This is a genomic window from Gordonia rubripertincta, from assembly GCF_038024875.1.
GTDB classification, from domain to species: Bacteria; Actinomycetota; Actinomycetes; order Mycobacteriales; family Mycobacteriaceae; genus Gordonia; species Gordonia rubripertincta.
In genome coordinates this window covers 374,165-386,992 of the sequence record NZ_CP136136.1, presented here as the reverse complement: position 1 = coordinate 386,992, position 12,828 = coordinate 374,165, and the positions used below count along the sequence as shown (strand labels likewise).

At 68.4% G+C, this 12,828-nt stretch carries 9 protein-coding genes; 3 read left to right on the top strand and 6 right to left on the bottom strand.

The genetic code is table 11. From position 1 onward, the window contains the following. Positions 1-42: 42 nt before the first annotated feature. From RVF83_RS01590 to RVF83_RS01575, 4 genes are all read right to left on the bottom strand, one after another. Positions 43-2,295, bottom strand: a complete 2,253-nt coding sequence (locus RVF83_RS01590) for an LCP family protein (protein WP_005201514.1) — start codon at positions 2,293-2,295, stop codon at positions 43-45. A 174-nt stretch (positions 2,296-2,469) separates the two neighbouring features. Continuing rightward, entirely contained in the window at positions 2,470-3,555 is a 1,086-nt protein-coding gene (gene dusB, locus RVF83_RS01585) for a tRNA dihydrouridine synthase DusB (protein ID WP_039881298.1), read from the bottom strand. 113 nt (positions 3,556-3,668) lie between these two features. Continuing rightward, on the bottom strand, positions 3,669-4,661 hold the full coding sequence (locus RVF83_RS01580) for an acyl-ACP desaturase (RefSeq protein ID WP_005201512.1): 993 nt from the start codon (positions 4,659-4,661) through the stop codon (positions 3,669-3,671). A gap of 337 nt (positions 4,662-4,998) precedes the next feature. Further along, complete coding sequence (locus RVF83_RS01575; protein ID WP_005201509.1) at positions 4,999-5,550, bottom strand: nuclear transport factor 2 family protein; 552 nt, start codon at positions 5,548-5,550, stop codon at positions 4,999-5,001. A gap of 119 nt (positions 5,551-5,669) precedes the next feature. Between RVF83_RS01575 and RVF83_RS01570 the strand changes: the two genes are divergently transcribed. The 3 genes from RVF83_RS01570 (at position 5,670) to RVF83_RS01560 (ending at position 9,900) form a co-directional block, all read left to right on the top strand. Continuing rightward, positions 5,670-7,541, top strand: coding sequence for a serine/threonine-protein kinase (locus tag RVF83_RS01570; protein WP_005201508.1), 1,872 nt, complete (start codon positions 5,670-5,672; stop codon positions 7,539-7,541). Beyond that, the gene (locus RVF83_RS01565; RefSeq protein WP_005201507.1) at positions 7,541-8,377 is read left to right on the top strand and encodes a hypothetical protein; all 837 of its coding nucleotides are present in this window, start codon (positions 7,541-7,543) and stop codon (positions 8,375-8,377) included. The genes RVF83_RS01570 and RVF83_RS01565 overlap by 1 nt, the downstream gene beginning before the upstream one ends. Before the next feature lie 122 nt (positions 8,378-8,499). After that, on the top strand, positions 8,500-9,900 hold the full coding sequence (locus tag RVF83_RS01560) for a WS/DGAT/MGAT family O-acyltransferase (protein WP_005201506.1): 1,401 nt from the start codon (positions 8,500-8,502) through the stop codon (positions 9,898-9,900). A gap of 3 nt (positions 9,901-9,903) precedes the next feature. Here RVF83_RS01560 and RVF83_RS01555 read toward each other — a convergent pair whose 3' ends face one another. Both RVF83_RS01555 and nadE read right to left on the bottom strand, forming a co-directional pair. Next, on the bottom strand, positions 9,904-11,937 hold the full coding sequence (locus tag RVF83_RS01555) for an NAD(+) synthase (protein WP_005201505.1): 2,034 nt from the start codon (positions 11,935-11,937) through the stop codon (positions 9,904-9,906). Between the two features lie 48 nt (positions 11,938-11,985). Continuing rightward, on the bottom strand, positions 11,986-12,810 hold the full coding sequence (nadE, locus tag RVF83_RS01550; RefSeq protein ID WP_005201504.1) for an ammonia-dependent NAD(+) synthetase: 825 nt from the start codon (positions 12,808-12,810) through the stop codon (positions 11,986-11,988). Positions 12,811-12,828: the final 18 nt, after the last annotated feature.

The following is a 12,828-nucleotide window of genomic DNA, read 5'->3' as shown; positions in this document are numbered from 1 at the left end:
CCGGTGCAGAGACTCCGACGTCGCTCGCCCGGGTCGGCCGAACTAGGTACAGGTGGTGTCGCCCGCGTTGGTGACAGCGAGGTCGTTGGGCAGGTCACCCGAGTTCTCGGCGGGTGCGAGCTGCTCGACGTTCACCGTGGCCCCGGCTGCGGGCACCGATCCGAGACCACCGGAGAAGTCGGAGCCGAGGATGAGTTCGACACCCGACTTGACCGTCCGGTCGAGCTGGATCTCGGCGCCGGGGAACATCGCGGCCAGGGTGGCGGCCGCGTTCTGCTGACCCGGGCCGTACCGCACGACGGTGTCGTCCCGGTTCTCCGACGCGTCGGCGACGCCGCGGACATCGAAGCCGTACGGGGTCAACTGCTCGGAGACCTCGGCGGCCAGGCCGGTGGTGGAGGTGCCGTTGAGCACGCGGACGCCGACGTTGCCGGGGTTCTGTGCGGTGGCGGTGATGCGTCCGGGGGTCTCGGTGGAGTTCCTCGAACTCGGAGCCCGCGAGGGTGCCTTTGACGTCGGGGTCTTCTTCTCGATCTTCTTCTCACCGGGGAGCGGGAGGTCGTCGATGATCGCGTTGAAGATCGCGTCGATGTCGTCGGTGCGCGGGATCTCGTTGTTCTGACCGTCCTCGGAGGTGCCGGACGTGGGGATGGTCAGGAAGGAGACGCGGCCGGCCTCGATGCCCTGCATCGACTCGGCGAGCTGGATCAGCGACTGGGTGTCCACACCGTCGACGTAGCTGTACTCGATGAAGGTGTTGACGATGCCGTTGAGCTTGTTCGGGTTGGACAGCACATTGCCCGAGAGTGTCGACCGCAGCAGCGACGACATGAACAGCTGCTGGCGCTTGATGCGGCCGTAGTCGCCGTTGCCCTCCGACGCGATGTTGCGGGCGCGGACGTAATTGAGTGCACGGCGGCCGGTGAGCTTCTGCTTGCCGGGCTTGCGCAGGATGTGGCCGATCTCGTAGTCGTACAGCGGGACCGTCGAACACACCTCGACACCACCGATCGCCCGGACGACCTTCTCGAATCCGTAGAAGTCCATGCCGATGAAGTGGTTGATGTTGAGGCCGCTCATCTGCGTGATGACGCGGACGAGGCACTGCGGGCCGCCGTAGAAGTAGACGCTGTTGAGCTTCACGCCGTCTTCTGCGGGCAACTCGGCGCCGTATTCGCCGGTCTCGTTGTCCCAGGAGTTGCACGCGGGGCGATCGACCTGGAGGTCGCGGGGAAAGGACACCGCGACGACGCGCTCGCGGTTGGCCGGGACGTTGACCAGGATGACGGTGTCGGAACGGGCACCCTCGGCGTCGGCGACGGTACCCGCGCCGACCTTCGAGTTGTTGCCGCCGCGGGTGTCGGTGCCGACGATCAGGTAGGTCTCGTCGCCGTGCTGGGCTTCCTTGTTGCGGATGTTCTGGTCGTCGGCGTCGACGGCGGTCACATTTCGCCAGTTGCCGTTCCACGACTGCAGGTAGTTCCAGACGAAACCCGTGCCGACCAGGGCGGTCACACAGGCGATGGCCACCAGGATGCGTCCGGTGGCGGTGGTCTTGCGGACGAGCGAGCCGCGACGGTCGCGGTCACTGCCCGGGTGGCGCCGTGGACCCTGACGGAGTTGCAGCGGACCGGTCAGATCGGGCGTGCGCTCGAGAGGTGCGCGCGGCGGGCTCGGGGCGACCGGCGGCACCACGGCGTCCTGGGCGCGCGACTCCTCGATGGCCCGCTTCGCGGTGGCCTGGTCCGACAGATCGGGTGCGGGGGCCTCGGGCTTGTCACCGATCGTGGGGATCTTCTGGGTGACGTCGTTGCCGAAGTGGTGGATCTCGGTGGGACGATCATCTGCCGCGGGCTGTCCCTGGTCGCTGCGGCCGAACGGAGGCCGCGGGGGGCGGGCCTGGTCGGGTTGCGCCGGGTCGAAGCGGCGTGACCGGCCGCGTGTCGTCGGCGGGATGTTCGTGGACCGACCGGCCGGGGTTGCCGCCTCTGGGGTGTCCGCGCGGGACCGTCCACGACGCGGGGAGTCGGTCGGAGGTGTCCGCGGTTCCTCCGCGTTCATCTGCTCCATGAGCTCGCGGACGGTCAGGCGCGTCCGTCCGCGCACGAAGCGATCGCTGGCACGCGGTTCCCGCAGACTCGGGTGCGCACCTGAGTCTGCGTCCTGGGCGCGGGGCTCCACCGGAGGGCGGCGGCCGCCGGCATCGTCCGGACGCCCGGCACGACGGCCACGACGAGACCTGTTGGCCTCGTCGCCCGTCTCCGGTTCGTCCGGTCCCGATGTCCAGCGACTCAATGCACGTTCCTCATGCCCCGAGGTCTACAAAGCGACAACCGCGCGCCGGGGCTGATCGACGCGGTGTGCACGCACGTAGGCCCCGGTAGCCCGGGACCTTCGCGCCATAGTACTGACCGCACCTGAGAAGCGGCCTCAGCCGGAGGCGCGTTGTGACGGTTTTCGCAGAATGTGTCAGCCGCCGGAGTGCATGATCTCGGCGCCGGCGGGCACGATGTCCTCATCCGGATCGTCGAGCCAGCCGTCGGGCAGCGCCACCTTGGCCGGCGAACCCTGCCGGCCACGCGGGCCGTGGCCGTCGCTGGGGAACGGCGCGTCGGCGGGAAGTTCGGACAGCAGTTCGCGTAGCTCGTCGACGCTTCCGACGAGTGCCATCCGCCGCCGGATCTCCGAGCCGGCCGGGAATCCCCGCAGGTACCACGCCACATGCTTGCGGATCTCGCGGCAGCCCTTCATCTCGCCGTGGTGGTCGACGAGGAGCTGGCAGTGTCGGACCATGATCTCGGCGACCTCGCCCAGGTTCGGGGGAGTGGGGGCGTCGAAACCGTTGAGCTCGGCGGCGAGCTCGGCGAACAACCACGGGCGCCCGAGGCAACCGCGGCCGACGACGACGCCGTCGCAACCGGTCCGGTTCATCATCGCCACGGCGTCGGCGGGCTCGAAGATGTCGCCGTTACCCAGGACCGGCACCGAGGTGACGTGTTCCTTGAGGCGGGCGATCTCGTCCCAGTCGGCCTCGCCGGAGTACCGCTGCGCCGCGGTTCGGGCGTGCAGGGCGACCGCGGCGGCGCCCTCCTCCGCGGCGATGCGGCCGGCGTCGAGGTGCGTGCGGTGGTCGTCGTCGATGCCGATGCGGAACTTGACGGTGACCGGGATGTCGGTGCCCTCGGTCGCCCGCACAGCAGCTGCGACGATCTTGCGGAACAGCGTCCGCTTGTAGGGGATGGCCGAGCCGCCGCCCTTACGCGTCACCTTCGGTACCGGGCAGCCGAAGTTCATGTCGATGTGGTCGGCGAGGTTCTCGTCGACGATCATCTTCGCGGCCTGGTATGTGTACTCCGGATCGACCGTGTACAGCTGCATCGACCGCGGGTTCTCGTCGGGCCCGAAGGTGGTCATGTGCATCGTCACCGGATGGCGTTCGACGAGTGCGCGAGCGGTCACCATCTCGCAGACGTACAGGCCGGAGACGGTTCCGGTGCGGGCGAGTTCGAGTTCACGGCACAGTGTGCGGAACGCGACGTTGGTGACACCGGCCATCGGGGCGAGCACGACGGGGCTCGCGAGTTCGATGGAACCGATGCGGAGTTTCGCGGACGACGCAGAACCGGCGCCTTCGGAGGTCGAAGGCGCCGGGCTGCTCAGGGTCGTGCTCAGGATGCCTGCTGCTCCCGCTTCTTGGCCTCGCGGGCGAGCGAACGATCGCGCATCTCCTCGAAGCGGATGGTGTCCTTCTCGAGCTGCTCGAGGAAGGCGGCCAGCTCCTCGCGGACCTTCTCGCCCTCGGCGGTGAAGTCGTCGCGCTCGAAGACGTTCCACTTGCGCAGAACCGGCATGACGACCTCTTCGAGGTGCTGGCGGAGGTCGTAGATGCCGTGCTTGGCCATCAGCACGCCGTGGCGACGGAAGTTGGGCATACCTGCGCCGGGCATCTGGAAGTTGGTCACGATGTCGGTGACCGCGCGCAGCGTCTGGTCGGGGGCGATGTCGAAGCCCGCGCCGCAGATGTTGCGGTAGAAGATCATGTGCAGGTTCTCGTCGGCCGCGATGCGCTGCAGCATCTTGTCGGCGATCGGGTCGTTGCAGGCCTTGCCGGTGTTGCGGTGGCTGACGCGGGTCGCGAGCTCTTGGAAGGTCACGTACGCGACCGAGTGGAGGAGGCCCAGTTCGTCGGCGTGCTCCTCGAGTTCGTCGACGCGGCCGGCGGCCGCCAGCATCGGGTCGTAGCCGTTGGTCATGTGGATCATCCGGGCCTCTTCGAGGGCGACCGGATCGACACCGCGGGTGACGACGAGGTAGTCGCGCATGACGATGCCGTGGCGGTTCTCCTCGGCGGTCCAGCGACCGACCCAGTGGCCCCACGCGGAGTCCATCGAGAAGTTGTCGGCGATGACCCGGTGGTACGAGGGCAGATTGTCCTCGGTCAGCAGGTTCGTGATCATCGCGGCCTTGGCGACCTCGTCGAGGTGCGACTGCTCGGGGTCGTAGTCGACGCCGCCGAGGGCGGCGAAGTTGCGGCCTTCATCCCACGGGACGTAATCGTGCGGGTTCCAGTCCTTGGCGGTCTTCAAGTGGCGGTTGACGTTGTCCTCGGCAACGGGGGCGAGCTCCTTGAGAAGCTCGAGTTGCGTCAGCTCGCGTGCCATATAGATGTCCTCCGAAACGGTGTCCGCGTATGTCGTCGTACGTGTGTCGTCTTTGTCAGCCGCGCGGCGGTGCCACGAGTGTGATCGCGACGTCGTCGTGGGCGGGTCGCGCCCACCCGGGCGGACCTTGGGTGGTCTCGGACACGCGGCCGCGCAGCCCTACCCCCACTGGTCAAAGCTCTAGCCTACGGCACTCGGGACCGCGTCCCAAGTCCGTCTGTGATGCTGTCGTGTCCTGCTGGTGCCGACGTTACGACCTTCCCCGGTGGTGTCGGTCACGGTCGTCGTGCCCGCGGCCCGGCCGCCCCCGCGCGGGTGAACCGGGCCTTCGCAGCGGTCAGTCCTTGCGGCTGGGCCGGGCGAAGAAGGCGCCGGTGGTCGTCATCCACTTCTCGGCGGCCTCGTCGAGGTTGCCGAACTCGCGGGCCTTCTCACACCATTTCATCGCCGCCCGGCCGAACTCCATCGGGTTGTAGACGTCCTCCTCCTTGCTCCACAGGCCGTCGCCCGCATAGGTGAGGATGGTGATGTTCGTGGCGGTGATCAGGCTCTGATCGCCGGGGTCGCGCATCGGGTTGTCGACCTCGCAGATCACCCGGCTCGTCGGGGCGTCGACGACGTGCCACAACGAGGGGAACGACGTCATGTGGCTGCCCGGGAAAGCCGTCATGGTGCGCCAGGCCCAGGCCCGGATCTCCTCGCGGCCGCGCATCGTCCCCAGCGCGTGCTCGACGAAGTCGGCGTCCTCGGTGAACATGTCGGCGTAGCGGTCCCAGTCCCCGCTGACCGCGACCTCGGCGACCGTGCGCTGGAAGCCTGCGAACGCCTCGTTCAGTTCGTCGGCGCTGAAGGGCCCGGTGGTGTCGGTGACTTTCTCGGTGGATTCCATCGACGCCGATCGTAGGGTTCAGACGGTGTCCTCCGGCCGCGTTTGGCGACACTCGGTAGCATTCGGTGCCTACGCATCCGCCCGAAGGCCGGGGTGCAAGGGGTATCGGTGAGGACGTCATGTACCAGGTAGGGGACCTGATCGCGGGGTACCGCGTACTTGACGTGCTCGGACGCGGCGGCATGGGCGACGTCTACAAGGCGGCCCATCCCCGGCTCCCGCGGTCAGATGCACTCAAGGTCCTGCGATCGGGGCATGCCACCGACCCGGTCTTCCGCGCCCGGTTCGAGCGCGAGGCCGACATCGTTGCGCCGCTGCACCATCCCAACGTGGTCACCGTTTACGACCGCGGGGTCTTCGATGGCCAGCTCTGGATCGCGATGGAGTACGTGCCCGGCATCGACGTCGCGCGGATGCTTGCAGCAGACTCGCCCCTCGACCCTCGCCTGGCGTGCACGATCGTCACCGGCGTGGCGGCGGGACTCGACGCCGCCCACCGTCGCGGGATCATGCACCGCGACATCAAACCGGCCAACATCCTCGTCACCCCCGGTGTCGGGAGCGGCCCCGGCAACACCGGGTCCCTGCCGCCGGAAGCGGTGAAGGTCACCGACTTCGGTATCGCGCAGGTGCTCGACGAGGTCACGAACCTGACCGGCACCGGCATCACGATCGGGACGATGCACTACGCGTCGCCCGAGCAGATCGAGGGCCGTCGCGTCGACGCCCGCAGCGACATCTACTCCCTCGGGGCGACCGCCTACGAACTCCTGACCGGCGCACCGCCTTTCGACTCCCCGTCGCTGCACGGCCTGATGACCGCGCACATGTACCACGAGCCGCCGGCGGCGAGTGGTCGCAACGGGGCGTTGCCGACCGCGGTCGACGGGGTGCTCGCACGGGCGATGGCCAAGAACCCCGACGACCGTTATCCGACCGCGGGGGATTTCGCCGATGCCCTGCGCGATGCCTTCGACACCCGGCAGACCCTCGTCGGGCCGGGCATGCCGGCGGATCCGCGTGCGCACCAGGGGTCTTCGGGGCCGGCAGGTGGTGGCCGCCCGGCGTCGTTCGCGGCCCTCGACCAGCCGACCGACCCGACCGTCCGGGCACGCCCGGGGCAATCCGCGAGTTCGGCTGAGACCCTGCACGGCTGGTCGCCCGCGGCCGCCGCGGAACCCGCGCCCACGGCCCGGCGCGGTGTGGCCACGCTCGTCGCGATCGGGGTCGCGCTGGCGCTGATCGCCGGGGTCCTCGGTGCCGGGGCCGCGTTCGTGAGTACGTCGGCTGGGCGCCTGGAGACCCCGAATCCGCCGGACGCCGAGGTGACGACGACCGCGGTGGAACTGTCCTGGGGCCACGTCGACGATGCGACCAACTACGTCGTCACCCAGAACGACGAGGTCATCTACTCCGGTCCCGACACCAAGTTCGTCGCGCCGCGTCCCATACCGGGGACCTACACCTATCAGGTCGCTGCGCAGGACGAGGACGGCCGGGCCTCCGAGCTCTCTCGTAACTCCGAGGCCGTCGACGTGTTCATGACGTGGGGCGAACTGCAACCCATCGCCGACCTCTACCACGACCTGGTGCCGGCATCGCCGTTGAGCACCAACGGTTTCGACGGTATGCGGTGCTGGGGCGAGGACGGTGACCTCGCGTTCAAGTCCTCCAAGCGCACCGTCTGGTGCACCCGCTATCTCGACGACGAGGGCAACGACGCCGACTATGAGGTGATCGTCGACGTGTACGACACCCCCGAGGAGGCGCGCGCCGCGGCGGACGTGACCGCGTACAACCTGCGCGGTACCGGTTACACGACGGCCCAGGGCCACACCGGGACGCTGTATCTCTCGGACAAGCAGCGTGATCAGGGGCAGGCCATCCTCGCTCACGACACCGGCGACCGTGCGAAATCCGTTGTGTGGGTTGTGGTTCCCGGCAAGCCGGCCGCCGCTGCGGCCGATCTGCTGAAGAGGCTGCCGATCTGATGGCGCAACCGGTCACCACCCAACCCGCGGGCCCACCCACGACCCCGCCGCGCACTTCGACCGTACGGCCGTGGACCATCGCGGTGATCGTGATCGCCGTGCTGCTGCTGGCGGTCGGCTCGTTCTTCTCCGTGCGCACGTTCATCAGCGTCGACGTGCCGGACACCCCCGGGGGTCTGACCCTCGACGCCGGGACGGGACGCCTCGTCGCGACCTGGGAACCGGTCCCGGGGGCGACGAGTTATCAGCTCGTCCGCGACGACGGCTTCGTGGTGTACCGCGGTACGGACACCGAGGTCGTCGACGCCGCGGTGCCGGCAGGCGAGCACACCTACCGGGTGGCCGCACTGGACGGCGATGCCGTCTCGCCGCCGAGTCCGCCGCAATCCGTGCGCACCGGCGCGAGCTGGGGTGTCTACGCGCCGCTCGTGGCGCTGTTCCCCGACCTCCTTCCGCAGACCCCGGACACCGCCGCGAAGTGGAAGAACGCCGAATGCGTCCGCCGATACGCCGGCGGCCGCGACGAGGTCGGGCCGTCGGAGACCGGAAACGGCAAGGTGCGCACCGTGTTCGTGGTGCGCTGTGCCGCCGGGGCCGTCGACCGCCCGTTCGGCGTGTTCTGGTTCGCCTCCAAGGACGCGCTCAACGCCGAGTACTCGCGTTCGTCGGCGACCTCGCGCCCGGTGCGGTGGAAGCACGGCACGGGCCTGATCGACGAGAACGGTCGCGGCGTCTTCAAGATCACCGACGACCCGGCGCGGGAACTCGCGATGATCGTGGTGTTGCAGACCCCCGCCCAGAACGTCCTCGAGATGGTCGATTCGATGCCGATCTGAGTCCTGGACAGGAGGTCGGTGACAACCTGGACGAGCGACTGAGACGAACACCCGTCCGGAGTCTCCCGCGTGCGGCATGATGGCGTGGGGGCTTGTGGGGCCGGGAAAGAAAGGCTGGTGTCATGCAGCGGTTGAGTGGTCTGGACGCGTCGTTTCTCTACCTGGAGACCCGTAGCCAGCTGATGCACGTCATCGGTCTCGTGGAGATCGATCCGAGCACCATGCCGGGCGGGTACGACTTCGCCAGGCTGCGCGCGGAGATGCAGCGTCGCGTCGCCGCGATCCCGGCTTTCCGCCGCAAGCTCGACAACTCCGTCTTCAACATCGACCACCCGGTGTGGATCGAGGACGAGGACTTCGACATCGAGCGGCACGTCCATCGGGTGGCCGTGCCCGCCCCGGGCGGCGCCGGTGAGGTCGCCGAACTGTGTGGTCATCTCGCCGGTCAGACCCTCGACCGGGGCAAGCCGCTGTGGGAGCTGTGGATCATCGAGGGGCTGTCCAACGGGCGCATCTGCGCGATGCTGCGCATGCACCACGCCGGCACCGACGGGGTCACCAGCGCAGAGATGCTCGCCCAGATGTGCACACTCACGCCGGAACCGCCCGAACTCGACTCGGCCAAGACACGCGAGTCGGCTGGCCCGCCGTCGCGCGCGACGATCGCCGCGACCGGTGCGCTCAACTACTTCGTCCAGCGACCGCTGGCGATGGCCAAACTCCTTCCTCGGACGGTCAGCGTCCCGGTCGGCTGGCTGCGTCGCGCGCAGCGCCAGTCGGCCATGCCCGCCCCGTTCATGGCGCCCCGGACCCGGTTCAACTCCGCGATCACGCCTCACCGCAGCATCGCCCTGAGCCAGCTGTCCCTCGAGGACGTCAAGCGGGTCAAGAACCACTTCGGGGTGAAGCTCAACGACGTCGTGCTCGCCCTGGTCGGCGGTGCGATGCGCGCCTACCTCCTCGAGCACGACGAACTGCCGGAGAAGCCGCTCGTCGGGATGGTGCCGGTGTCGGTGCACGACGCCGACGAGTCCGACCTGGTCGTGGAGGGGACCAACAAGGTGACGGGGATGTTCACCCTGCTGTCCACCGACGTCGACGACCCGGTGATCCGCCTGGAGAAGCAGGCGGAGTTCAGCCGCAAGTCGAAGGAACACCACGCCGAGATCGACGCCAACATCCTGCGCTCCTGGGCACAGTTCGCACCGGGAACCACACTGTCCACGGTGATGAAGGTGTACGGCGACCGGAAGCTGGCGTCGGCGCATCCGCCGATCTTCAACGTCCTCGTGTCGAACGTCGCCGGCCCCGACTTCCCGTTGTACTTCCTGGGTTGCCGGGTCACCGCGGTCTACCCGCTCGGCCCGATCTTCCACGGGCTCGGCCTGAACATCACGGTGTTCTCCGCCGACGGGAACCTCAACATCGGCATTCTGGCGTGCACTGATCAGACGCCCGACCCGTGGCAGATCGCCAACGCGTTCGACGATCAGCTCAAGCAGCTGCTCGCCGCCTGCGACTGAGCGTCACTCGACCCGCCCGCCCGCGAGCTGGTTGAGCCAGACGCGGGCCGACGCGTCGGACGGTGAGCGCCAGTCGCCGCGGGGCGACAGCGAACCGCCCGAACCGATCTTGGGTCCGTTGGGCATCGCGGTGCGCTTGAACTGGTTGCCCATGAACCGCTTCAGGAAGATGCCGAGCCAGTGCTCGATGGTCGCGGTGTCGTACTCGTTGCGTTTGTCCTCGGCGAGCAGTTCCGACCACGGCCCGCGGGAGCGATCGCCCCATGCCTGACGGGCGAGGTAGGCGACCTTGGTCGGCCGGTACCCGAATCGGGTGACGTAGTAGAGGAAGAAGTCGTGCAGCTCGTACGGTCCGACGGTGTCCTCGGTGGACTGTATTCTGCCGTCGTCACCGGCTGGGACGAGCTCGGGGGAGATGACGTCGTCGAGGATCTCGGCGAGCACCTCGGTGGTCTCCGCCGAGTGGTGGCTGTTGCTGATCATCCACCGGATGAGGTGCTGGATAAGGGTTTTCGGCACCGAGCCGTTGACGTTGTAATGCGACATCTGGTCGCCGACACCGTAGGTGCACCAGCCGAGCGCGAGCTCGGACAGGTCGCCGGTGCCGAGGACGATGGCGCCGTGGTGATTCGCCAGCCGGAACAGGTGCGAGGTGCGCTCTCCCGCCTGAACGTTCTCGAACGTGACGTCGTAGACCTTCTCGCCACGGGAGTAGGGGTGGTCGAGGTCGGCGAGCATCTGCTCGCACGACGGCCGGATGTCGATCTCCTTGCCGCTCACGCCGAGTGAGTTCATCAGCACGTGCGAGCGGCGCAGCGTCGCGCCGCCGGTGGCGAAACCGGGCATCGTGTAACCCAGGATGTTGTTGCGGGGCAGGCCGAGCCGGTCGAAGGTGTCGACCGCGACGAGCAGGGCGAGGGTCGAGTCGAGGCCGCCGGAGACCCCGATGACGATCTTGTCGATGCCGGTCGAACGCAGGCGCTGGGCGAGTCCCTGCACCTGGATGTGGCGGACCTCGGCACACCGTTCGTCGAGATCGGCGGAATCGGCGGGCACATAAGGGAACCGGGGTACGACGCGGCGCAGTACATCGTCGTCGCCGCTCAACTGCCCGAACGAGAAGTCGATGCGGCGCAACGACTTCAGTCGATCGGAGTAGTCGCCGGCCTGGTCGCGGAGGCTGATCATCCGCATGCGTTCCTGCCGGATCCGGTCGAGGTCGATGTCGGCGGAGATGACCTGATCGGTGGTCGCGAACTGCTCGCTCCGCGCGAGCAGGGAACCGTTCTCGGTGATGAGGGCGTCACCGTCCCAGGCGAGGTCGGTGGTCGACTCGCCGTAGCCCGCCGCGACGTAGACGTGTGCGGAGATGGTGCGCGCGGAATGGCCGGTGCACAGGTTCTTCCGGTAGGACTCCTTGCCGACGGTGACCGGGCTGCCGGAGAGATTGGCCAGCACGGTCGCGCCGCCGAGAGCGGCCCAGGTGCTCGGCGGGACCGCCACCCAGCCGTCCTCGCAGATCTCCACGTGGAGGGCGAAACCGGGGAGATCGGCGGCCTCGAAGATCAGATCGGCCCCGAACGGGACCTCCCGTCCGTCGACGGTCACGGTGTCCGGCACCGCGTCGCGCGCCGCGGAGAAGAACCGTTGCTCGTAGAACTCGCGGTAGTTCGGCAGGTACGACTTCGGGACGACGCCCAGTACCGCCCCGTCGCGGAGTACGGCCGCGCAGTTGAACAGTCCGTCACCGACGACCATCGGCAGGCCCACGACCACCAGCGGTCGGAGGCCCCGGCTGGCCGCGACGATCTCGGTCAGGGCGACGCGGCAGCCGTCGATCAGCGCGTCCTGGTGGAACAGGTCGTCGATGCTGTAGCCGCACAGCCCGAGTTCGGGGAAGACCACCAGCGCGGCGCCGTCGTCGGCGGCCTGCCGCATCAGTTCGACGGTGCGTGCGGCATTCGCGGCGGGTTCGGCGATCGTGAGGACGGGCACCGCACCCGCGATCCGGACGAAGCCGTTTGCGTAGACAGACACGTCGACAACATTAAACGGCGCGGTCCCCGGCGAGTGCGGTGTCCGTCGTCAGGCCCGCCACCAGCTGTCGTCGATTTCGACCGGCGTCGTGCGCTTGTGGCGATTGCGGTGCCAGGCGGCCTCGATCGTCTCCGCCGCCTCGACAGGGATCTCGTGGCCCTCGAGGTAGTCGTCGATGTGCTCATAAGTCAGGCCCAGTTCGTCCTCGTCGGTCTGGCCCGCCTTCTCGTCGAGCAGATCGGCGGTCGGGACCTTCTGCCACAGTTGTTGCGGCGCACCGAGGTGACGCAGCAGCGACCGGCCCTGGCGCTTGTTCAGACCCGACAGCGGCAGGATGTCCGCGGCACCGTCGCCGTACTTGGTGAAGAAGCCGGTGACGTTCTCGGAGGCATGGTCGGCGCCGATGACCAGTAGCCCGCGGTCGCCGGCCACGGCGTACTGCGCGACCATGCGGTGGCGGGCCTTCGCGTTGCCCTTGGTGAAGTCGGTGAGCGCGGTGCCGGTCGCCGCGGAGATCTCGTCGTTGAGTGCATCGACGCCGGGCGCCACATTGACCGTGAAGACCTCGTCGGCCGCGACGAACTCGGCGGCCGCGGCGGCGTCGTCCTCGTCGTGCTGCACCCGGTAGGGCAGACGCATGCCGACGAACACCGCGTCCCCGCCGTCGGCCCGGACCCGTTCCACCGCGATCTGGGCCAGCCGCCCGGCGAGGGTCGAGTCGACGCCGCCGGAGAGTCCGAGCACGTAGCCCGCGGCGCCGATCGTGCCCAGGTAGTCGGCGAGGAACTGCACCCGGCGCTCCACCTCGTCGGCTGGATCGACCGAGGGTTTTACGCCCAGGGCGTCGATGATGGTCCGCTGGGTCTCACGCATTCGCGCTCCAATGCTTCT

What these genes read in the sequence shown, in the direction of transcription:
- RVF83_RS01565 (WP_005201507.1), top strand. Translation starts at nt 7,541, where the DNA reads ATGGCGCAACCGGTCACCACCCAACCCGCGGGCCCACCCACGACCCCG.
- RVF83_RS01575 (WP_005201509.1), bottom strand. Translation starts at nt 5,550, where the DNA reads ATGGAATCCACCGAGAAAGTCACCGACACCACCGGGCCCTTCAGCGCC.
- RVF83_RS01560 (WP_005201506.1), top strand. Translation starts at nt 8,500, where the DNA reads ATGCAGCGGTTGAGTGGTCTGGACGCGTCGTTTCTCTACCTGGAGACC.
- RVF83_RS01570 (WP_005201508.1), top strand. Translation starts at nt 5,670, where the DNA reads ATGTACCAGGTAGGGGACCTGATCGCGGGGTACCGCGTACTTGACGTG.
- dusB (WP_039881298.1), bottom strand. Translation starts at nt 3,555, where the DNA reads ATGGCCGGTGTCACCAACGTCGCGTTCCGCACACTGTGCCGTGAACTC.
- RVF83_RS01580 (WP_005201512.1), bottom strand. Translation starts at nt 4,661, where the DNA reads ATGGCACGCGAGCTGACGCAACTCGAGCTTCTCAAGGAGCTCGCCCCC.
- nadE (WP_005201504.1), bottom strand. Translation starts at nt 12,810, where the DNA reads ATGCGTGAGACCCAGCGGACCATCATCGACGCCCTGGGCGTAAAACCC.